The sequence below is a fragment of the Flavobacterium sp. TR2 genome, from assembly GCF_025252405.1.
In the GTDB taxonomy this organism is placed as follows: domain Bacteria; phylum Bacteroidota; class Bacteroidia; order Flavobacteriales; family Flavobacteriaceae; genus Flavobacterium.
The window spans coordinates 724520-747967 of the sequence record NZ_CP104307.1; the positions used below are offsets into that span (position 1 = coordinate 724520).

General features: G+C 34.9%; 19 protein-coding genes. 16 read left to right on the top strand and 3 right to left on the bottom strand.

All coding sequences use genetic code 11. The annotated features are described in order from the left end of the window. The first annotated feature begins 161 nt into the window (after window positions 1-161). The 4 genes from N4T20_RS03610 to N4T20_RS03625 all read left to right on the top strand — a co-directional run bounded on the left by N4T20_RS03610 (window position 162) and on the right by N4T20_RS03625 (window position 4701). Window positions 162-1196 carry a VWA domain-containing protein gene (locus tag N4T20_RS03610; RefSeq protein ID WP_260671743.1) on the top strand — a complete coding sequence of 345 codons (1035 nt, stop codon included), beginning with the start codon at window positions 162-164 and terminating at the stop codon, window positions 1194-1196. 39 nt (window positions 1197-1235) lie between these two features. Next, window positions 1236-2006, top strand: coding sequence for a tetratricopeptide repeat protein (locus N4T20_RS03615; RefSeq protein ID WP_260671744.1), 771 nt, complete (start codon window positions 1236-1238; stop codon window positions 2004-2006). A gap of 108 nt (window positions 2007-2114) precedes the next feature. Next, window positions 2115-3863, top strand: a complete 1749-nt coding sequence (locus N4T20_RS03620) for a BatD family protein (protein WP_260671745.1) — start codon at window positions 2115-2117, stop codon at window positions 3861-3863. 91 nt (window positions 3864-3954) lie between these two features. Further along, on the top strand, window positions 3955-4701 hold the full coding sequence (locus N4T20_RS03625) for a tetratricopeptide repeat protein (protein ID WP_260671746.1): 747 nt from the start codon (window positions 3955-3957) through the stop codon (window positions 4699-4701). Between the two features lie 85 nt (window positions 4702-4786). Here the strand turns inward: N4T20_RS03625 and N4T20_RS03630 are convergent, their stop codons facing one another. The 3 genes from N4T20_RS03630 to N4T20_RS03640 all read right to left on the bottom strand — a co-directional run bounded on the left by N4T20_RS03630 (window position 4787) and on the right by N4T20_RS03640 (window position 8229). Beyond that, the gene (locus tag N4T20_RS03630; RefSeq protein ID WP_313771884.1) at window positions 4787-6337 is read right to left on the bottom strand and encodes a VWA domain-containing protein; all 1551 of its coding nucleotides are present in this window, start codon (window positions 6335-6337) and stop codon (window positions 4787-4789) included. Between the two features lie 358 nt (window positions 6338-6695). Then, entirely contained in the window at window positions 6696-7265 is a 570-nt protein-coding gene (locus tag N4T20_RS03635; protein WP_260671747.1) for a 5-formyltetrahydrofolate cyclo-ligase, read from the bottom strand. After that, window positions 7252-8229, bottom strand: coding sequence for a succinylglutamate desuccinylase/aspartoacylase family protein (locus tag N4T20_RS03640; protein ID WP_260671748.1), 978 nt, complete (start codon window positions 8227-8229; stop codon window positions 7252-7254). The genes N4T20_RS03635 and N4T20_RS03640 overlap by 14 nt, the downstream gene beginning before the upstream one ends. A gap of 104 nt (window positions 8230-8333) precedes the next feature. Between N4T20_RS03640 and N4T20_RS03645 the strand changes: the two genes are divergently transcribed. From N4T20_RS03645 to pgi, 12 genes are all read left to right on the top strand, one after another. Continuing rightward, window positions 8334-8861 carry a hypothetical protein gene (locus N4T20_RS03645; RefSeq protein ID WP_260671749.1) on the top strand — a complete coding sequence of 176 codons (528 nt, stop codon included), beginning with the start codon at window positions 8334-8336 and terminating at the stop codon, window positions 8859-8861. A 107-nt stretch (window positions 8862-8968) separates the two neighbouring features. Beyond that, window positions 8969-10759, top strand: a complete 1791-nt coding sequence (gene uvrC / locus N4T20_RS03650) for an excinuclease ABC subunit UvrC (RefSeq protein WP_260671750.1) — start codon at window positions 8969-8971, stop codon at window positions 10757-10759. 9 nt (window positions 10760-10768) lie between these two features. Beyond that, a complete protein-coding gene (locus N4T20_RS03655; protein ID WP_260671751.1) occupies window positions 10769-13126 on the top strand; it encodes a patatin-like phospholipase family protein in 2358 nt (785 codons plus the stop codon). A gap of 319 nt (window positions 13127-13445) precedes the next feature. Beyond that, the gene (locus N4T20_RS03660) at window positions 13446-14603 is read left to right on the top strand and encodes a homogentisate 1,2-dioxygenase (RefSeq protein ID WP_260671752.1); all 1158 of its coding nucleotides are present in this window, start codon (window positions 13446-13448) and stop codon (window positions 14601-14603) included. 219 nt (window positions 14604-14822) lie between these two features. Beyond that, window positions 14823-15983, top strand: a complete 1161-nt coding sequence (gene hppD / locus N4T20_RS03665; RefSeq protein ID WP_260671753.1) for a 4-hydroxyphenylpyruvate dioxygenase — start codon at window positions 14823-14825, stop codon at window positions 15981-15983. Window positions 15984-16281: 298 nt separating this feature from the next. Then, the gene (locus N4T20_RS03670) at window positions 16282-17052 is read left to right on the top strand and encodes a DUF3108 domain-containing protein (protein WP_260671754.1); all 771 of its coding nucleotides are present in this window, start codon (window positions 16282-16284) and stop codon (window positions 17050-17052) included. After that, the gene (locus N4T20_RS03675) at window positions 17052-17993 is read left to right on the top strand and encodes a tryptophan 2,3-dioxygenase family protein (protein ID WP_111377527.1); all 942 of its coding nucleotides are present in this window, start codon (window positions 17052-17054) and stop codon (window positions 17991-17993) included. Before N4T20_RS03670 ends, N4T20_RS03675 begins: the two co-directional genes overlap by 1 nt. A gap of 25 nt (window positions 17994-18018) precedes the next feature. Beyond that, window positions 18019-19239: a peptidoglycan DD-metalloendopeptidase family protein gene (locus N4T20_RS03680; protein WP_260671755.1), complete on the top strand. Its 1221-nt coding sequence runs from the start codon at window positions 18019-18021 to the stop codon at window positions 19237-19239. Between the two features lie 55 nt (window positions 19240-19294). After that, complete coding sequence (locus tag N4T20_RS03685) at window positions 19295-19909, top strand: hypothetical protein (RefSeq protein WP_260671756.1); 615 nt, start codon at window positions 19295-19297, stop codon at window positions 19907-19909. A gap of 9 nt (window positions 19910-19918) precedes the next feature. Further along, window positions 19919-20539 carry a hypothetical protein gene (locus tag N4T20_RS03690; RefSeq protein ID WP_260671757.1) on the top strand — a complete coding sequence of 207 codons (621 nt, stop codon included), beginning with the start codon at window positions 19919-19921 and terminating at the stop codon, window positions 20537-20539. A gap of 61 nt (window positions 20540-20600) precedes the next feature. Continuing rightward, the gene (locus N4T20_RS03695) at window positions 20601-21353 is read left to right on the top strand and encodes a YARHG domain-containing protein (protein ID WP_260671758.1); all 753 of its coding nucleotides are present in this window, start codon (window positions 20601-20603) and stop codon (window positions 21351-21353) included. 126 nt (window positions 21354-21479) lie between these two features. After that, on the top strand, window positions 21480-23135 hold the full coding sequence (gene pgi / locus N4T20_RS03700) for a glucose-6-phosphate isomerase (RefSeq protein WP_260671759.1): 1656 nt from the start codon (window positions 21480-21482) through the stop codon (window positions 23133-23135). Window positions 23136-23448: the final 313 nt, after the last annotated feature.

Below are 23448 nucleotides of genomic sequence, written 5' to 3' on the forward strand. Positions count from 1 at the left end.
TTATTCAAAATCAAAAAATTCCAATAATAAAATTCCAAATAACAAATTGGAATTTGGAATTTAAAGATTAAAAATCAGAAAGAAGATTTGGAATTTAAAATTTTGACTCGAGCGCTAGCGAACAGGCGAAGCAATTTCAATATTGGAATTTAAAAACATTTATGGAATTAGACGAAAAAAAATATTTATATCTATTAATACTGATCCCGATTGTGGTATGTATTTTCCTTTTCAATATGTATTGGAAAAGAAGAACACAGCGTGAATTTGGTGATCTGGAAATGGTAAAAAGGCTGAGCCCAGAGAAATCGGTTTTCAAACCTGTTTTAAAAATCACAGTGATTCTTTTGGCGCTTACCTGTTTGATTATCGGTTTGGTAAATCCGAAGATTGGAACCAAAATGGAAACCGTAAAACGAGAAGGTATCGATATTGTTTTTGCGGTCGACGTTTCTAAAAGTATGCTGGCAGAAGACGTTGTTCCTAGCCGTCTGGAAAAAAGCAAACAGCTGGTTTCTCAGATTATTAACAATTTAGGAAGCGATAGAATCGGAATTGTAGCTTACGCAGGAAGTGCTTTCCCAGTTTTGCCAATTACATCAGACTATAGCGTTGCAAAAATGTTTTTACAAAGCATGAGTCCAGGAATGGTTTCTTCTCAAGGCACATCTTTGGATGAAGCCATTAAATTGTCATCGACTTATTTTGATGAAAAAAGCAAAACCAGCAAACTATTAATCCTTATTTCTGACGGTGAAGATCATTCTGAAGGCGCAGCTGCTGCGGCAGAAGAAGCTAATAAATTGGGAATGAAAATCATCACCATTGGTGTCGGAACAGAAAGAGGAGGAACAATTCCGTTAAAAGAAAATGGCGTTGTAAGAGGCTATCAGAAAGATCAAAACGGAGAAACAGTAATCACCAAATTAAATCAGGAAGGTTTAAAAACAATTGCAAAAGCAACAAAAGGCGGTTATGTTTACGGCGGAAGCACAAAAGAAGTTTTAGAATACGTAAAAAATGCTTTAAACAATATTCAAAAAACAGAATTTGAAGCTACACAAATGGCCGAATTTCAATCGCAGTTTCAATGGTTTATCGGATTTGCATTTTTATTGCTTTTCCTAGACATTTTCTTATTGGAAAGAAAAACAAGCTGGATCAAAGAGTTGGATTTATTTAATGAAAAGAAATAAATGTTCAGAGTGAAATTCAGAACAGAAAACAAAATTAGAATGAAAAATTTACTCCTTTATATTTTACTAACAGTTTCTTTTGCAGTTTCTGCTCAAGAAAAAGACAAAACATTGCCTGCTGGGAATGAAGAATATAAACAGAATAAATTTACTGATGCTGAGGCAAACTATAGAATTTCGGAATCAAAATTTCCTAAAAAATCAGCAGCGCCTTATAATTTAGGAAATACCATTTACAGGCAAAATCAGATTTCGGAAGCTAAATTTGCTTACGCGAAAGCCATAAAAAATGCCAAAACAAGACCTGAAAAACATAAAGCTTATCATAATCTTGGAAATACTTTCATGAAAGAGAAAGATTATACGCAGGCAGTCGAAGCTTATAAACAGGCACTCCGTAACGACCCAACCGATGAGGAAACGCGTTACAATTATGCGTACGCCAAACAAAAACTAAAAGAGAATCCTCCTAAAAACGATCAGAACAAAGATAAAAACAAGGACAAAGACAAGGATAAGGATAAAAATAAAGACAAGAACAAGGACAACAATAAAGATAAAGACAAGGATAAAGATAAAAAAGACGATAAAGGCGACCAGGACAAAGACAAAAAAGACGGTAAAAACGATCCTAAGAAAGATGACAAGTCTGACAATCAAGGACAGCCAAAACCACAGCCTGGAGGAATATCAAAAGAGCGTGTTCAGAATTTATTAGATGCGGTGAATAATGAAGAAAAGAAAATTCAGGACAAAGTAAATGCTCAAAAAGTAAAAGCAAATCCTAAGAAAACAGAAAAAGACTGGTAGGATTTTGAGTTTAATCGTTTAACTGTTTATTTGTTTCATCCAATCTTCAGTTAAACGATTAAACAGTTAAACGGTTTAACAGCTAAACAAAAAACGATTAAACATTAAATGAAAAGATATTTAATTCTATTTCTACTCACTTTTCAAGGACTGATGGCTCAGGTGCAATTTGAAGCCAGAGTCAGCAAGAATACACTTGGACTAAACGAAAGGCTTCGCATTGATTTTATTATGAATGTTGACGGAGATAATTTCGAACAGCCTTCTTTTGATGGATTTAAAATGGTTGCCGGACCAAGCCAGCAGATTAGTCAGTCTTGGATTAATGGACGAAGCTCTTTTCAAAAAATATATTCTTATATCCTACAGCCTGAGCGAAAAGGTGCCATTACAATTAAACAGGCGGCGATAGAATTTAACGGTCAGGTTTACAAAACAAACCCGATAAAGGTTACAGTAACCAATGCCGTTGCTCAAGAAAGAGATCCAAATGACAGACCGCAAGGATCTGGAAATGAATTGCTGAATCTAGTTGCCGAAATCTCAAAAACAAATCCGTACTTAAACGAACCTATTACGGTTGTTTACAAGCTGTATTTTAACAACATTGGCGTTACCGGCTTTAAAGAACTGGCGAAACCTAAATACAATGATTTCTGGAATCAGAACATTGATGTCAAACAGCTTTCTGTACAGCAAGGATCTTATCAAGGCCAGCAGGCTTATTATGTAATCTTGAAAAAAGTGATTTTATATCCACAAAAATCAGGAAAACTAACTATTGAGCCACTTTCGCTGGATATTGGAGTGCAATTGCCAACAAATCGTCGCGATATGTTTGGCCAAATGATCATTACAGAAGACAACAAAGTAGTATCTGCAGGAGCAAAAACAATCAATGTAAAACCTCTTCCTGAAAGCAGCAAACCAGAAGGATTTACTGGTGCGGTGGGAAGATTGAATTTTACTGTCACACCATCAAAAACAACGCTTAAAAACGGCGAAGGTCTGGATTTAATTGTAAGTGCGCAGGGGACTGGAAATATGAAGCTATTTACTCTTCCAAAACCAGTTGTGCCTAATGCATTAGAAATGTATGATCCTGTTCACGACGAACAAGTGACCACTTCGCTGACAGGTATGTCTGGAAGAATCACAGACAAGTATACTATTGTACCGCAATACAGAGGAAAATACGCAATTAAACCAATGCAGTTTTCGTATTTTGATTTGAGCACTGGCACTTACAAAACAATCACTTCAAAAGAAATTATGATTGATGTTTTGGACGGGCCAACGCCAGCTGAAGCAAATACAGGCGCATCGGCGGCTAAAAATGTTGTGGCCAAAGCAGATGAATTCAAAAATATTAAATCTAAAACAGCCTTAATTCCTATTGAGAAAAAGGATTTTTATGACTCAAATCTGTATTTAGGATTACTGTTTGCCCCATTCATCATTATTCCGATCATCATTCTTGCTAGAAAGAAAAAAGAGGCTATGGATAGTGATGTTGCCGGAAATAGAATTAGAATGAACAATAAGCTGGCGAAAAAATATTTATCGCAAGCGAAGAAACATCTTAACAACAAAGAGCCTTTCTATATCGCATTGGAAAAAGCAATGCATAATTTCTTGAAAGCAAAACTGCATATTGAGACTTCAGAAATGAGTAAAGACAATATCAGAGAATTGCTATTGTCTAGAAATGCAAATCCAGAAACGGTTCAGAATTTTATTGCTTTGACTGAAAACTGCGAATTTGCGCGTTATGCACCAGCGTCGAGCGCTTCGATTCAGCAGGATTATGATAAAGCTGTTGTGATTATTTCTGAATTAGAAAAACAGATTGTTTAATTTTTTTTTAACGCAAAGTTCGCTAAGAAAATTGATTTTAGATTGAGTCGAATTTAAGTTCGCAAAGTTGAAAATCTTATTAAAAAAGAAAATGAAAAACATACTATATCTCTTTTTATTCATCTCGCAGGTTTTCTTTGCGCAAGGGCGCTTTGAATCGGCCAATGCATTGTACCAAAAAGGGCAATATAAAGAAGCTGCACAGGTTTATGAAAACATTCTCAAAGAAGACAAATTGCAGTCTGCCGAATTGTATTTTAATCTCGGAAACTGTTATTACAAACTAAATCAAGTTGCGCCTTCGATTTACAATTATGAAAAAGCTCTGGTTCTTAAGCCAAACGACCCTGAGACTTTAAATAATCTAAAATTTGCCAAAAAACTAACTATTGACGAAATCAAGGAAGTTCCAAAAGTAGGTTTTGCAAAACTGATCCAGAACTTTATTTCTATTTTTGATTATAATGCTTGGGCCAAAATTTCTGTTGCGCTTGGTTTTGTGTTCTTATTGAGTTTTATTGGCTATTACTTTTCAAACGGTACACTTGCAAAAAGGATTTATTTTGTGGGAATGTTTATTATTTTGGTTGCATTTGCTTTGAGCATTTCGGCAGGAATGTCTGAAAAAAGCCATTTTGAAAATGATCGCGTTGCCATTGTTTTTTCTGAATTAAGCCAAGTTCGACACGAACCTCAAAAATCTTCAAATGGCATTATTCTATTGCACGAAGGAGCAAAAGTTTATGTCTTAGAAAGTGTTGCAGGCTGGAAAAAAATCGAATTGACAGATGGAACTCAAGGCTGGATTGATTCTTCAACTATCAAAGAAGTAAAATAAAGTTTAGAAACATTCAAATATAAAAATCCCAAATTCCAAAACAGTAATTGGAATTTGGGATTTTTTATTTTTTGGAATTTAATGATTAATTCACAGCATCAACCAATCTAACAAACTCCGATCTATAACCATCTTCGTCATTTGACAAACCTGATTTTGCCAATCGTTTAATATCCGAACTTGAACTGTTCGCGATATATTTTGAGTCACGCAATTTTAGTCCAAACCAAGAAACGGCAGTTGTAAATTTAAAATCTGGAGAACTGTTTTCCAGATCTGTTTTCCTATCTGCAATTACATTTACGATTTCAATGCTTTTGTTGCCATCAGGTTTTTTATATCTAAATTTTACTGTAGCCAATTCATCACTATGATTTTCAGCCGATTTCTCTGTTTTAGTGTATTTTAAATCAGACGGAATATAATCGCTTTCTACACCCGTCGGAACAATTTCATATAGCGCTGTTACTGAATGTCCGCTTCCTAATTCGCCTGCATCAATTTTATCATTTTTAAAATCCTCAGCATTCAGTTTTCGGTTTTCATAGCCAATCAATCGATATGCTTGAACATGATTTGGATTGAACTCAATTTGGATTTTTACATCTTTCGCAATAGCGAACATAGATCCTTTAAATTCTTTTCCAAGAAAACGATTCGCTTCCTGAATGTTATCAATGTAAGCGTAATTGCCATTTCCTTTATCGGCAAGAATTTCCATTTTACTGTCTTTGTAATTGCCCATTCCAAATCCTAAAACGGTCAAGAAAACTCCAGACTCCCTTTTTTGCTCAATCAATTTCAGCATATCATCATCAGAAGAAGCTCCAACATTAAAATCTCCATCAGTCGCTATCACTACTCTATTGTTTCCTTCTTTGATGAAATTCTGCTGGGCAAGTTTGTACGCCAATTCGATTCCTTCTCCTCCCGCTGTGCTTCCGCCTGCGTGCAAATCGTCAAAAGCATCCATAATTTCATCTTTATTATCGCCCGAAGTTGGTTCTAAAACCACTCCCGCAGATCCTGCATAAACTACAATCGAAACTTTATCGATGCTTCTAAGCTCCTTCACTAAAATTTTCATCGATTCTTTTAGCAATGGCAGTTTGTTTGGCTCATCCATCGAACCTGAAACGTCAACTAAAAAAACCAGATTAGAAGCCGGCAAATTTACCATTGGAACGTTCTTTCCCTGTAAACCAATCTTTAGCAGTCGGCTATTTTTATTCCACGGGCAATCGCTGTATTCTGTATTTATAGAAAACGGATGCTGGCCATCTGGCTGCGGATATTTGTATTTAAAAAAGTTGATCATTTCCTCCACACGAACTGCATCTTTTGGAACTTTCTGCCCTTCGTTTATAAATCTGCGGATATTGGTATACGATGCATTATCAACATCGATAGAAAACGTAGAAAGAGGTTCTTTCAGCGGAGATTCAAACGGATTTTCTTCCATCGCTGCATAACTTTCTGTATTGGTCTCAGGAATATAATTTTCCTCTTCGATTAAATCGGTTGTTGCTGCAACTGCAGTAGAATCTACAGTTTCCGCTGTAGCGTAATCAGCTTTCTTACAGCCGAAAACAGTAAGTACGAGGAATGCCATCATAAAGAAATTAAGATTTCTCATAAAGTAAGTTTTTAAAAATTAATAAAAGTTATAGGCTTCAAATAAAGACTAGCATTCCGGATTTACTAGAGGCGATTATTTGCAATTTTTCGAGTATCAAAATCGTGCCAAATTTTTTACAAATATTTTTCCTACCTAAGAATAAAATGAGAAACCCTTATTTTTAAAGGATTTTAGCTGAAAAAGTTTTTTTGATTTTCCATGTAGATTTGTAGAGACGCACTGCGGTGCGTCTGAATCCAGCATATCGAGAACAAAGAGTGAAATTTTTTTTGTACACAAAAATCGTAGAGACGCACTGCGGTGCGTCTCTACAATAAAATGGGGTGTAAAAATTAAATGTGTTTTTCAGTTAAATTTAAAACTGATAAATTTTATCAGGCGTAACGCAATAATCCAATTTGATATCCGATTCAAAAACGTCATCAATCTGACTTACCGATTCAAAAAAAGAAAGCCCAATTTTGATAGTTTCGGGTTTGCATTCTGCCAAGAATTTATCGTAAAAGCCTTTTCCGTAGCCAATTCGGTTTCCAAAAATGTCAAAAGCCAAAAGCGGCACAAAAACTACTTCAACTTTAGACGAAGGAACTTCAATTCCGTCAACTGGCTCAGGAATATTGTATTCGTTTTTCTTGATTTTAGTATTATCTGTCAAAAGAAAATGAGTCATTTTTCTGGTTTCAAAATCACTCTTAGAGATTAGGATTTCTTTGTCTTTTCCAGAAAGCAAATGCAGAATATATTCGGTATTGACTTCTTTGTGCTCTTCAATCGGGAGAAAAACATGATAATACGTTTTATCCCAAATTGGCATTTGAATCAATAGGTTTGCGATTGCCAGACTTTTCTCTTCTATTTCATCAAAAGAAAGTGCTTTACGGAAATTTTTATATTCTATTCGGAGTTCTTTTTTACTCGTCGGCATTGTCTGGGGTTTTAGATATATGATAAATAGCGTCGCCTTCGTAAACAATTGGCGAATGGTTGGCATTAATTATATAACCATCATGAGGCGCTTTGACTTTCTGTTCAAACTTACCAAACGGATCTGTAATAATCGCTAAAATAGTGCCTTTGGTTACAAATTTTCCAATCAGATTAAAATCATGCAGCAGACCTGAACATTTTGCTCGAAGCCAAACCGACTGTTTAATATAAATAGAAGGCGTTAATGCCGGTTCAGCAATTTGTTTAGAATCCAGCATTCCTAAATAATGCAGCAAACGTTTGGTTCCCAAAACACCTTGATTTGCAATTTCGTTGTTAATGTCTAATGATTTTCCGCCTTCAAAAAGAAGCATTTTTACATTGGCGCTTTCAGAAGTTTTTCTAAAAGAACCGTTTATGTTTTTGGAATACAAAGTAAAAGGCGCATTAAAAATATCGGCCAGGACTTTCAATTCGGGATTATTTTCTGTGATTCTAATTTGAGGCGCATTAAAGCGGCTTGCTCCTCCAGCATGAAAATCGACAGCATAATCTAGAATTGGCAGAATTTCTTCGACAATATGATAGGCAAATCTACTGGCCAGCGAGCCCTTTTTGCTTCCGGGAAAAACACGATTCAAATCGCGGCCGTCGGGAAACTCTCGTGATTTGTTTACAAAACCATACATATTGATTACCGGAATACAAATTATTGTACCACAGGCAGGTCTGTTTATTTTTTTACTGATAATCTGGCGGACAATTTCGACGCCGTTAATCTCGTCGCCATGTATTCCTGCCGAAAATAAAATTGTCGGGCCTTCATGCTTGGAACGGCGCACAATTACAGGAATATTCAACTTAGTTGTGGTGTGAAGCCGAGCAATTTCGACATTTATGGTTCTGTGTTCCCCTGGCAAAATAGATTCGCCAAAAATAACCAATGGAGTACTATTTTTCATGTAAATTATAAAATCTAAATATAGAAATTATATTTTAAATTCATAATTTTGAATTTAATACACAAATTCCTATATAAACAAAATTAAACCAATTTACCAAAAGAATGAAAAAGACTTTACTATTACTTAGCGCATTGACGCTTATGGCTTCGTGCATGAGCAAAGAAGAAAAAATGAAAGAAGCAGAAGATGATGGAAATGAAGCAATTGCTGTAAAATCTAAATTGATCGAAGGTGCTGGAAAAGCGCTGCAAGAAGAAGGAAAATCTGCCGCAGAAAGCGCTTCTAAAGGTGTTGGAGATGTGATAAAAGGAATAAACTCTGGAATAAGCAAAAGCATAAATCAATCTAAAGTAATTTCTGAGGCGTCTTTCAAAACAAATTTTGAAGATTGCAAAGCCGAAAAAATTTACGCTTCCAGTGAAGACAAAGTAAAAAAAGTCACTATTTATTTAATTGCTAAAAATGATTTTAAAGGCGATCTAATTTTAAAAGCTTTCGATTCTGATAAAAAAGAAATAGGAAGAAGCCGAGTAAAAGTTGACATTAAAAAAGAGGATGCCAAATATGTAGATTTTCCTTTTGACGAAAGAACACATTTACTGCAAACAGAATATTTTTCGATCAAATAAAAATATCTTTAACAAAAGAGCCTTTTACATCGTAAAGGGCTTTTTTTTTGAGAGAAGAAACTCAAAAGAATTTTAAACTTTAAGCTCAATAGTTTAATTTTGTATTTATGCAAAGTCCTCTTGAACTTCAAATTATAACCTTACCCGATAATCCTGGCGTTTATCAGTATTATGATAAAGACGGGAAAATTTTGTATGTAGGAAAAGCCAAAAATTTAAAAAAAAGGGTTTCCTCCTATTTCAATAAAATTCACGATACTGCTAAAACCAATGTATTGGTAAAAAAAATCGTGACCATAAAACACATCGTAGTCCCAACCGAAACAGATGCGCTTTTATTGGAGAATAATTTAATTAAAACACTTCAGCCGAGATACAACGTTTTGCTTCGCGATGATAAAACCTATCCTTGGATCTGCATCAAAAAAGAACCTTTTTCGAGAATATTTTCTACACGAAACATGATCAAAGACGGTTCTGAATATTTTGGCCCATACACCAGTTTCAAAACTGTACATACGATTTTAGACTTGATTAAGGAATTGTATCCGCTTCGAACCTGCAATTACGATTTGAGCGAATCGAATATCAATTCCGGAAAATTTAAAGTTTGTCTGGAATATCATATCGGAAACTGCAAAGGTCCTTGTGAAGGTCTGGAACCTCTAGAAGAATACCAAAGGCAAGTCAACGCTATTCGCGAAATCCTGAAAGGAAATTTTAAAGAAAGCTTAAAGGATTTCAAGAAACTGATGAACAATTATGCGCAGAATTTACAATTTGAAGAAGCGCAGAAAATAAAAGAAAAGATTGAAGTTTTAGAAAACTATCAATCTAAATCAACTATCATCAATCCTAAGATTACCAATATTGACGTCTTTTCGATTGTTTCTGACGAAAGTGCCGCTTATGTCAACTTTCTTCAGATTTCTCATGGTTCGATCATTCGTTCGCATACTTTAGAAATGAAGAAAAAACTGGACGAATCTGATGAAGAATTGCTGGAATTGGCGATTATCGAACTTCGCGAGCGTTTTCAGCTGCTATCAAAAGAAATTATCGTTCCTTTTGAGATAGATTTGGGCGAAAACATTAAGACAACCGTTCCGCAGCTCGGAGACAAAAAACAGATTCTGGATTTGTCAATCCGAAATGCTAAATTCTACCGAATCGAACAATTAAAACAATTGCAGATTATAGATCCCGACCGCCACGTAAACAGAATCATGGCTCAGATGCAGAAAGATTTACGTCTCCCATCTGAACCAAGACATATAGAATGCTTTGATAACTCGAACATTCAGGGAACAAATCCCGTTGCGGCCTGCGTGGTTTTTAAAGACGGAAAACCAAGCAAAAAAGATTATCGCCATTTTAACGTCAAAACTGTCGAAGGCCCGAACGACTTTGCTTCGATGACCGAAATTGTGTACCGCCGCTACAAAAGATTGTTAGATGAAAACGAGCCTTTGCCACAATTAATTATTATTGATGGCGGAAAAGGACAGCTTTCAGCAGCTCTCAAAAGCATTGATGATTTGGGCTTACGCGGAAAAGTGGCCATTATCGGAATCGCAAAACGTCTGGAAGAACTTTTCTATCCTGGCGATTCAATACCGCTGTACCTCGACAAAAAATCAGAAACTTTAAAAGTCATTCAGCATTTAAGAAACGAGGCGCATAGATTCGGAATCACTTTTCACAGAGACAAAAGAAGCAAATCGGCACTTAATTCTTCAGTAGAAAGTATTCCGGGAATCGGCGAAAAAACCATGACAGCGTTAATACAACATTTCAAAAGTGTTAAAAGATTAAAATTAGCTACGGAAAAAGAAATTTCAGATGTTATAGGGGTTTCTAAAGCCAAAAAAATTGTCGACTTTTACAAAACCAACTAGCAAATTTTTATGCGCCCAATCCAGCTGTACATTTCAAATACTCGGTCAAAAGGATTTTTTTCTAAATCCAAAAAAGGAGCTTCTTGGGTCGCTCTTTTTTGGCAAGAAAAAATATCCTTTTGTCTCTCGCAGTTTTCCATTTCCATCTGGGGCGTAACAACACTCATTTTCATAATCACATTTTTATTTTCACAAGAAACATTTTCTCAGGAAACCAAAAAAGACAGCATCAAAAGACCAAAAATCGGTTTGGTTCTAAGCGGCGGCGGAGCAAAAGGTTTTGCCCACATTGGAGTTTTGAAAGTTCTGGAAGAAGCAGGAATCAAAATTGATTACATTGGCGGAACCAGTATGGGGTCTGTAATTGGCGGACTTTATGCTTCTGGCTATAACGCCTCGCAAATTGATTCGATTTTCAAAAAAACAAATTTTGACGAATTAATAAACGATTATATTCCGCGTTCATCCAAAAACTTTTACGGTAAAAAAAATGATGAGCTGTATGCAATCGTTTTACCATTCAGCAATTTCAGAATAGGCATTCCAGAAGCGCTTTCAAAAGGAATGTACAATTATAATTTACTGAGCAGTCTGACTAGAAACGTACGCCACGTTCGCGACTTCAATAAACTGCCAACTCCCTTTTTATGCATTGGAACCAATATTGAAACTGGCCAGGAAGTTTTATTAAACAAAGGAAATCTCGTTCAGGCCATGATGGCAAGTGCGGCCTTTCCTTCCCTTTTTACGCCAGTAGAAATTGACGGAAATCTTCTAGTTGATGGCGGCGTTGTAAACAATTACCCCATACAAGAAGTTCGCAATCTTGGCGCAGATATTATTATTGGCGTAGATGTTCAGGACGATTTGCTGAAAAGAAAAAACCTGAAAAATGCTACCAGAATTTTGGTTCAGATTACCAATCTGCAGTCGATCGAAAAAATGAAAAGCAAAGTAAAAGATACAGATGTTTACATCAAACCAGACATTCGCGACTTTGGTGTTATTTCTTTTGACAGAGGGGAAGAAATCATCCGAAAAGGAGAAGAAGCCGCTTTTGCTGTTTACGAAAAACTCAAAACATTGACAGACGAAAACAACTTTTATAAAAAGCCAAAATTAAAAATTGCAACCGATACGCTTCATATTCAAGAAATAAACACCGACAAATTAGAAAATTACACCAAAGAATATATTCGAGGAAAGCTTCGTTTCAAACCTGGAAGCACCATAAGTTATGACGGGCTTAAGGCTGGCATAAACAACTTAAACGCAACGCAAAACTTTAGCACAATCTCTTATTGCCTTCAGCCAAATGGCGATAAAGACGACTTGGATTTAGTTTTAAGAGAAAATCCAACTCAAACTTATCTAAAACTTGGCTTGCATTATGATGGCCTTTACAAAAGTGCCGTTTTATTGAACCTCACGCACAAAAAAACTTTCTTAAAAAACGATGTCACTTCTTTGGATGTTATTTTAGGAGACAATTTCAGATATGATTTTAACTATTATGTCGAAAATGGTTTTAATATCAGTTTTGGCTTCCGTTCCAGATTGAATCAATTTAACCGAAATGTAACTACAAGTTTGAGCGGTGTTCTTAAAGAGACTCCAAATGTCAATCTTATTAATGTTGACTTTATGGACATCAATAATCAGGCTTATTTTCAGACGATTTTTGTGCAGAAATTTTTAATGGGCGGCGGTTTAGAATACAAATATTTAAAAATCAATTCGCCTACGCTTGCCAATGAAGACAATATAATTGAGAAAAGCAGTTATTTTAGCGCCTTTGCCTATTTAAAATACGATTCGCTGGACGAAAAATATTACCCAAATTCGGGACTCTATTTTTCTACAGATCTGCAGACGTATATGGCATCGTCAGATTACACCAATAAATTTAAGCCTTTTTCGATTGCAAAAGCGGAAGTGTCAATTGTGAGACCGCTATTTCCAAAAGCTACCATAAAATTTGGAACCGATGCTGGGTTTAATATTGGCAGCGACAGCGTTCCGTTTTTTGATTTTATATTTGGAGGTTATGGCTACAACAAAATAAACAACTTCAATTATTTCTACGGATATGATTTTCTGAGCATTGCCGGCAACAGCTATATTAAAACTGATATTAATATTGATTATGAAATCTTCAAGAAAAACCACATCAACATATCGGCTAATTTTGCCAACTTAGGAGATGATATTTTTTCTTCTGTTGATTGGATTTCTATGCCAAAGTATACAGGATACGCCGTTGGTTATGGCTTAGAAACCATTATTGGCCCTATCGAAGTAAAGCAATCTTGGTCTCCAGAAATGTCAAAAAGCTTTACATGGTTTAGTATAGGGTTTCAATTTTAGTATTATAACCGAGAATACTTCAATAAAATCTGCCTATTTTTTTACATCATAAAAATTAAATCAAAAAAAATAAGTTTTTTTATAGTTATAAATAATATAATTTTTATTTTTACTCCGAAAAAATTACGACATTTGTTATAATGAAAACAAATTGGACAGGTTTATTAGAGTATCTTCAATTCCTCATCAAGAGAAATCCTGAGTAATGGCTCTATCGAATTGAAATGATCAGTCAATGGCAAAAATTGAACTGGTTATTTATCTCTGCAATTCAAATTTTCGAATTATCTAATTTACTAATTATCTAATTGAAAAAGCCATGCCACTATATCATAAACTTGGGGATTTTCCTCAAAAGCGACACACCCAATTTGAAAAACCAAATGGAGGTTTTTATTACGAACAATTGTTTGGAACCGAAGGTTTTCACGGACATTCGTCGCTATCCTATCACGTACACAGACCAACGCAGGTTAAAGAAATTTTAAACTCATATTCGGTTGAACCAAAAATTGCAATCGGAAAAAACATAAAATCACTTCTTTTTAAAGGTTTTGAATTGAAACCTGAAAATGATTTTCTAGACAGCCGAAAAGCTATGCTAGTCAACAAAGACTGCATTATTGGTTTGGCCGCTCCAAAAGAATCGCTTCGAAATTATTTCTACAAAAATGCCGATGCAGATGAAATGCTTTTCATTCACAGAGGAAAAGGAAAATTAAGAACCATGTTAGGAAATATTCCGTTTGAATATGGCGATTATTTAATTATTCCACGCGGCATCATTTATCAGATTGATTTCGAAACAGAAGACAACCGACTATTTTACGTAGAATCGTACTCTCCTTTTTATACTCCAAAACGTTATAAAAACCAATCTGGCCAGCATTTAGAGCACTCTCCATTTTGTGAGCGCGATTTTATTCTGCCAAACGAATTGGAAACACATGACGAAAAAGGCGATTTTTTAATTAAAATCAAAAAAGAAGGAATGATTCACGAAGTGGTTTATGCCACGCATCCGTTTGACGTTGTGGGCTGGGATGGATACAATTTTCCCTACGGATTTTCTATTCACAATTTTGAACCTATAACTGGGCGTGTTCACCAACCGCCTCCAGTACACCAAACTTTTGAAACAGCAGCTTTTGTTGTTTGTTCATTCTGCCCTAGACTTTACGATTATCACCCAAAAGCAATTCCGGCACCGTACAATCACAGCAATATAGATTCTGACGAAGTGCTATATTATGTTGACGGAGACTTTATGAGCCGTAATAATATTGAGCAAGGCCATATCACTTTACATCCAAAAGGAATTCCACACGGACCAGCGCCTGGCGCGATGGAACGCAGTATTGGCCATAAAGAAACTTTAGAATTAGCCGTTATGGTGGATACTTTCCGTCCGTTAATGGTTACTGAGGAAGCCATGGGACTTGACGATGGCCAGTACTACAAATCCTGGACGGAGTAACTAATCGAATTTAACCGCAAAGTTCGCAAAGCATTTTTCGCAAAGTTCACAAAGATTTTAATGACGTTTTACTCATATGAGTTCGCAAAGCTTTGCGTTCTTAGCGATTTTACAAAATCATTCTCAAAAAAATCTTTGCACACTTTGCGTTAAGAAAAAATAAACACAACACTTCGGTTTTTCCAATTAAACGGTTGACCGATTAAACAAATAAACATCATGTCAAAAGAAATAAAATCAGTAGAATACGGATTAGAGAAAATATTTGAAGGAGCACAAGACTTCCTTCCATTATTAGGAACAGATTATGTAGAATTTTATGTAGGTAATGCAAAACAGGCTGCACATTATTACAAATCTGCTTTCGGATACCAGTCATTGGCTTATGCCGGATTAGAAACTGGAGTGCGAGACAGAGCATCTTATGTTTTAAAACAAGACAAAATCAGAATTGTTTTAACAACACCTTTAACGGCTGATTCTCCAATCAACGAACATTTGAAAAAACATGGTGATGGAGTAAAAGTTGCTGCTCTTTGGGTTGAAGATGCTACAAAATCTTACGAAGAAACCATGAAACGCGGCGCTCGCTCTTTTATGGAACCGACGATTGAGGAAGATGAGTTTGGCCAAGTGGTTCGTTCTGGAATTTACACTTATGGAGAAACAGTTCACATTTTCGTGGAAAGAAAAAACTACAATGGTGTTTTCTTGCCAGGCTACAGAGAATGGAAATCTGACTTTAACCCAGAACCAACCGGATTAAAATACATTGATCATATGGTTGGAAATGTGGGTTGGAACGAAATGAACACTTGGGTAAAATTCTATGAAGAAGTTATGGGATTTGTAAACTTCTTATCATTTGACGACAAGCAAATTACCACAGAATATTCTGCTTTGATGAGTAAAGTAATGTCAAACGGAAACGGAAGAATTAAATTTCCAATCAATGAACCGGCTGAAGGAAAGAAAAAATCTCAAATCGAGGAATATTTAGATTTCTATGACGGACCTGGAATTCAGCATATTGCCATTGCTACAGACGATATTATCAAAACAGTATCGCAATTGAGAGCGCGCGGTGTTGAATTTTTGTCACCTCCTCCTCATACGTATTATGAAGCAATTCCGGAAAGATTGGGTGTTCATATGGATATGATGAAAGAAGATTTGAACGAAATAGAAAAATTGGCGATCATGGTAGATGCCGATGAAGATGGGTACTTATTGCAAATTTTTACCAAGCCAGTTCAGGACAGACCTACCCTTTTCTTCGAAATTATTCAAAGAATGGGTGCAAAAGGGTTTGGCGCAGGTAACTTTAAAGCCCTTTTTGAATCTATCGAAAGAGAGCAAGAATTGAGAGGAACGCTATAAAACGTTAATTTTCATATAGAAAACCGTATAATTCTCCAAAAAACAATGCTTTTTTTGCAAATGTTATGTTAAACTTGACTTTTGCTATTTGATTTTTGAACTTTCTATCTATCTTTGCACTCGCAAATCAGGAAGGGGTGGTTTCCTTCCGAATTGATATAAATTTCATAATTTATAGTTTTTTGGTTAGTTAATAGCATAAAAACTCAGTCATCTTTGACTGAGTTTTTTTGTTTTGATACATTTGGAATAGAATTTGCATTTATCTACCTTTATAATAAAACGTAAAGAATGTACTATGAAAAAGCTCATCCTCACTATATTAGCACTAACAATATTATCTTTCGCGCCTGAAAAAGAAGACGCTTTCGATACTGGAGAATATTTTAAATTTAGAATACATTACGGAATTGTAAATGCTGGATACGCAACCCTTGAAGTCAAAGATGCGACCATCAACAACAAAAAGGTATTTCACTCTGTTGGAAAAGGTTACACAACCGGAATGTCCAAATTTTTCTTTAAAGTAGAAGACTTATATGAAAGCTATTTTGATAAAGAAACTGGAAAACCATACCGCTATGTCAGAAAAATCGATGAAGGCGGCTACACCAAAAATCAAGAAGGTTTTTTTAATCAAACCGAAAATAGAGTTCTGGTAAAAGACTACAAGCGCAAAACAGAAAAAACGATTATCGTAACAGAAGATGTGCAAGATATTGTATCTGCCTTTTACTTTTTGAGAAACCATCCAAACATTGACAAACTTAAATCGGGCGAGGCCATCACAATTGATATGTTTTTTGATGAGGAAATCACAAAATTTAAGTTAAAATATGTAGGTCGTCAAGATATTACGACTAAATTTGGGACGGTTTCTACAATGGTCTTCAAACCATTGGTACAAACAGGACGAGTGTTTAAAGAAAAAGAAAGCTTAACACTCTGGATAACAGACGACGTAAACAAAGTTCCAATTAGAATTAAAGCAGATTTGGCCGTAGGATCTCTTAAAGCCGATCTCGATGAATATAAAGGATTAAAAAGTCCACTTAAAGCAAAAAAATAATGAACCCTACAGATCATTCTGAAGCAATTTTAAAAGAAATTGACCTAAAATTTCAAGCCATAAATCAAAAAACTGATGTTCAATTAGAAGGATTGCTTTGGGCCAAACCTATTACCTACTGGGATTATATTCAGACTGATGCACTTTTAAATTTACAGATACAACGCACCACTCTTCCTGACGAAATGGTTTTTATCATGTATCATCAGGTAAACGAATTGATCTTTAAAATGATTTTGTGGGAAATTGACCAGATTGCCGAAACGGAAAACATTCAGGTCGATTTTTTCAGCGAAAGATTATCAAGAATCACAAGGTATTTTGATATGCTTACCAATTCGTTCAGCATTATGGAAAACGGAATGGAAGTAGACCAATATATGAAGTTCAGAAACACTCTTACACCTGCAAGCGGATTCCAGAGTGCACAATATAGAATGATCGAATTTGCTTCTACTGATGTCATCAATTTGACAGACCGCAGATACAAAGCAAACTTTGATGAAAATACCGATTTGGAAACCAGTTTTGAACACCTTTATTGGCAAGCTGCCGGAAAAGATTATCACACTGGCGAAAAATCATATTTGCTGAATGAATTTGAGAAAAAATACAAAGAGCAATTTTTAAGACAAATGGCTTCGTTTAAGACAAAAAACATTTGGCAAAAATTTACTCAATTACCAGTTGAAGACCAGCAAAATACAGAACTGATTGCGGCAATGCGCCATTACGACAAAACTGTAAATATCACTTGGGTAATGCAGCACCTTAATACTGCCAGAAAATATATTTTGGAAAGCGGAAAAGGCAATGGCGAAGCAACCGGAGGAAGCGACTGGCAAAAATATATGCACCCAAAATACCAAAGACGCATCTTTTTTCCTAAATTGTGGACCGAAGAAGAATTGTCCAATTGGGGAAATGAAACCGAAGTTTAATTTCACCACAAAAAATTTATAAAGTTTGAAAAAAGCAGTCGTAATTTTAATTGTCTTGTTTTCTATTTTTTCATGTAAAAAAGAAGAAGAAAAAGTAGAAGCAAAAATTACTAAACCAACAACCAAAAAAATAGAATTCGGTTTTAATTACGCAGACTTTAATGTTGTTAATGACACTATTTCAAAAGGAGATTCTTTTGGCTCAATCATGCAAAGCCAAAATATTGGAGACAAAAAAGTAAATGAAATTGTTGAACAGGTAAAAGATTCTTTCAATGTGAGAAACATTCGTTACGGAAAACCTTTTACTTTGCTTCGCGCCAAAAACAAAACCAACAATCTTCAGGTTTTTATTTATCAGCCAGATGCTTTAAGTTATTATGTGATAGATCTGAGAGACAGCATTGCCAAAGCATACAAAAAAATAAAACCTGTCACTTTAAAACGAAAAATTATTGGAGGCGTTTTAAAAAGCTCATTATCTGAAACTTTAGGAAACGAAAGTGTCGAAACCGCTTTGGCAAGCAGAATTACAAAAGTCTTTTCTTGGTCTATTGACTTCTTCAAATTAAAAAAAGGTGATCGTTACGGGTTAATTTTCACAGAACGATTTATTAACGGAAAAACGTATGACGGAGTTGAAGATCTCGAAGCCGCATTTTTTGAATATAAAGGAAAAATAATTTATGCTTTTCCTTTTGAAAGAGACACGACTTCTGGGAAAATCGAATATTATGACGACCAAGGGAAAACACTTAAAAATTTCTTCCTCAAAACTCCGATCAAATTCAGCCGAATCACTTCAAGATTCACCATGAATAGATTTCATCCCGTGCAGCACACTTGGAAAGCGCATAAAGGAACCGATTATGCGGCTCCAACCGGAACACCAATTTCAACGACGGCATCAGGAGTTGTGGAAACTACTGGATATACAGCAGGTAACGGAAACTTTGTAAAAGTAAAACACAACGGAACCTACTCTACTCAATATTTGCATATGTCTAAAATCTTGGTTCGTCGCGGACAGCGCGTTACACAAGGTCAGACCATTGGTTTGGTTGGAAGCACAGGCTTAGCTTCTGGTCCTCACGTTTGCTATCGTTTCTGGAAAAATGGCGTACAAGTAGATGCACTTCGATTGAATCTTCCAACAGGAGAATCTCTAACAGGAAATGACAGAACTCGTTTTATGACACAGATCGAACCTCTGAAAAGAGAATTGGACAGTATTGGCAATTTGTAAGAATAAAACCTTATTTTAGCAAAAAAAAAAAAACAAAGCCAACAATCAGGTCTATATGAAATTTAAAAACTTATTTCTGCTTCTTACTTTAGCAGTAAATTTTTCTTTTGCCCAAAACAACACTATAGTCACTCGTGATTACGGAAGTTCTAATAAAGACATTCAAGCTCTTATTGAATTTGAAAAAATTTATATGGAGCAGCTCAATTTTGAAGGCGAAAACCTCAAAGGAAAAGTATACACCATAAATCTACAGGAATTCATAGACGGGAAACTAGCAAACAAATCTAAACTTTTTGACGGGTTTGGAGAAAAAAGCGATCATTTTACAATAAAATCAACAAAAGAATCAGTACGTTTTTTATTTAAACTGGCAGATGGAAAGTTAAAAACATACATAATTTGCCGAGAAGCCAAAAGTAAAAAATCTTATTTTGACTTAAAAGATGATTCCGAAAATTACGTGATGAAAGATTTTTTCGGAAAAGAAACAGAATTGAACATAAATGCCAATCAAGAAACACCTATTCTTGCAATTATAACTCCAACAAGGTACGCCGACGGCTTCAGTTCTTATTGTGACGTTGTACAATCAGATGTTAAACCGGAAAATCTTGGAACACATTTTAATATTCCGCATTACTTTTTAGTAACAATTCAGTTCAAATAAGAAGCAATCATGAAAAATGAACGTCTTAAAACCCTGTATCATGAAACTTTTTCTGGCCTAAAATTATTTTACAGAGACACAAATCTTACTGAAAATTTAATTTTAAACTATAAAGTTGGACGAATCATTCAAGAAAGAGGTTTTACTGATATGAGTTCAATTGGCGGAGGACTTTCTGGAAATTTGAGATATTTAATTGCCAGTGCTCACGCCAAAGATTTGTCGAAATTTAATCCTGATTCGGCAAAAATTGGCCATTATCTTTTAGACTCAATCTCGTATTTCAAAGTATTAGACATTCAAAAAATTGATGATAAAACACAAGTCTTTCTTTTGAATATTCCAGACAATTCAATTTCGCTTTTCAAAAACTCATCATCAAACCTAGAAGAAGAAATTACAGAAAAAGCTCAAAAACGCTTTCGCGAAAAAATCGATTTACCTCTAATTCCAGAATTACAAACCGAAGAATGGAAAGAAAGAACCAAATTTCCGCTTGGAATGGATGAAAACGGCCAATTCTTTTTTGATGATTCTAAAATTAAAACTGAATCTCCAAAAAGAATTGATGTTGACATTGATAAAAAAGTTATCGAAATCAATAAGAAGCCTTGGTGGAAGTTTTGGTAAAACGCAAAAACAAAACGAGTTAACACTTTTATATTTACAGTTCATTTTTTACTTTGATAAAATGACACCTACTATCAATAAACCAATCAAAACAGTCACAAGACTAGCAATTTTTCTATTTCTGCAAACTTCATTTGGGCAAACGCTCAATGACTGCTCCATATGCAAAACACAGCTAATTAAAAAAGAACAAGTTAAAGATCTAAATGCAGACAACATTAGACTTTTAACCAACGAAATCTTTGCAAGAAATGGCTATATGTTTGAGAACTCTAGATTTCAAGAATATTTTGAGAACAAAGCTTGGTACAAATCAATTGGAGACAATAAGAAAATAGTCTTAAATGATACTGAAAAGAAAAATATCGCTTTTTTAAAAGAGATCACAAAGACTTTAGAAGATCAGAAAAAGGAGCTGACTTCGCAGCTTAAAAATTTTAAAGAGCTTGTTAACCAAGATAAGACCAACGAATTGAAAGGCGCTTTCAATTTTGGCTACGAAAAAAATAATTCTGAGGAAAAGAAATTGCTAAAAGAAGTTTTCAGCAAAATAAACCTTGACGATATAAATTATTATAAGAACAAAGGAATGTTTAAAACGACTGAGGATAATGGTTTTGTCCAAATTGAATATATGGTTTATATTGAAAATGACGAAATAACTATTTCATATAATTATATGACTCATTCAAAAATCATTGACAATTTTGATGAATATACCGATTATCACTCTGAAAATGAGTTCAGCTATAACTGGCAATTTAAATTTTCCAAAAACAAACTCAATTATATAAGGCTTGCAGTTGCAGGATAATTTACCAAGCCAAATACACTTAAAACGTTTTCGCAACTAATTGTTATATAATCGCAAACCGTTCCCCTTTTAAAAGTTATTTCAGTATTTTTGTGTTTCAGAAAACAAACTCAATTATAGATAAAAATGGCTTTAAACACAACAAACCCAACTGGGACTGAAGCGTGGAAAAATCTACAAAACCACTATAACGCAATTCACGAAACCACCATACAAGAATTGTTTCAACAAGATAGTGCCCGTGCTGAAAAATTCAATTTGCAATGGAATGATTTTTTAGTAGATTACTCAAAAAACAATATTAGTCAGGAAACTGTTTCTCTTTTATTAGAACTAGCAAACTCGATTGGATTGAAAGATGCAATCGCACAATATTTTGGAGGAGAATTAATCAATCAGACCGAAAACCGTGCGGTTTTACACACAGCATTACGTGCTCCAGAGTCAGCAGTTATTAAAGTAGACGGAGAAAATGTAATTCCTGAAGTTTTTGAAGTAAAAAATAAAATCAAAAATTTTACTGAAGAAGTAATCTCTGGACAAAGAAAAGGATATACAGGTAAAGCTTTTACAGATATCGTAAACATCGGAATTGGCGGTTCTGACCTTGGTCCAGTTATGGCTGTTGAAGCATTGCAATTCTATAAAAATCATTTGAATACACATTTTGTTTCAAACGTTGATGGCGATCACGTAAATGAGGTGATTAAAAAATTGAATCCTGAAACCACTTTATTTTTAATTGTTTCTAAAACTTTTACTACTCAGGAAACACTTTCAAATTCAGAAACTATTAAAGAATGGTTCTTGTCCCAAGAATTCGGGACGGCTACTCAAGAAGATATTGCAAAACACTTTGTGGCTGTTTCTACAAACATCCAAAAAGTAACAGAATTCGGAATTAACCCAGACAATATTTTCCCGATGTGGGATTGGGTTGGAGGAAGATTTTCTCTTTGGAGCGCAGTTGGCTTAAGTATTGCCTTGGCAATTGGCTTTGACAATTACAACCAATTATTAGTCGGAGCTAATGAAATGGATGAGCATTTCAAATCGGCTGAGTTTGACAAAAACATTCCTGTTATTTTAGCTTTATTAAGTGTTTGGTACAATAATTTTTATGGTGCCGAAAGCGAAGCTTTAATTCCGTACACACAATACTTATCAAAATTAGCTCCTTATTTGCAGCAAGCAACTATGGAAAGTAACGGAAAAAGTGTTGGACGCGACGGCAAACCTGTTAACTATCAAACTGGAACAATTATTTGGGGAGAACCAGGAACCAACTCACAGCATGCTTTCTTTCAATTAATTCATCAAGGAACAAAAAGAATCCCAACTGATTTTATTGGATTCGTGAAGCCTCTTTACGGAAACGAAGATCATCATAATAAATTGATGTCTAACTTTTTTGCTCAAACTGAAGCCTTAATGAACGGAAAAACAGAAGCGCAGGTTCAGGCAGAATTTGACAAGCAAGGATTAGCTGCTGAAAAAGCATCTTATTTATTGCCTTTTAAAGTTTTCACCGGAAACAAACCGACCAATACAATTTTGATTCAAAAGCTCACACCAAAAAGCTTAGGTTCTTTGATTGCATTGTATGAGCACAAGATTTTTGTTCAAGGAGTTATCTGGAACATTTTCAGCTTTGATCAATGGGGAGTTGAATTGGGCAAACAATTAGCTAATTCGATTTTAGACGAAATCAATTCTAAAACTGTTAAAAGCCACGACAGCTCAACATCGTTTTTGCTGAATCATTTCTTAAAAAACAAATAGCAGATCAAAATCTGAAATTTTGTAACATATTGAAAACGTCTTAATTTAATCGAAATTAAGACGTTTTTTCATACAAAGAACCGCCAAAAAACACCAAAAAGGGGTCAATTTGCACGTTTTCGCTTACAGCCTCGTTCAAATTATTGCATTTTTAACAAAAAAAGCTATTCAAAACTCAATAAAACGATATTTTTTTTACACAAAAAAGAAAAATTCATTTTAATACGCAGCACAAAAGACAAAACTTATTTTTCTTAACATTTCGATAACATTATCTGAGTTATTTGTTATAATTTTGCCAAAAACAATAAAC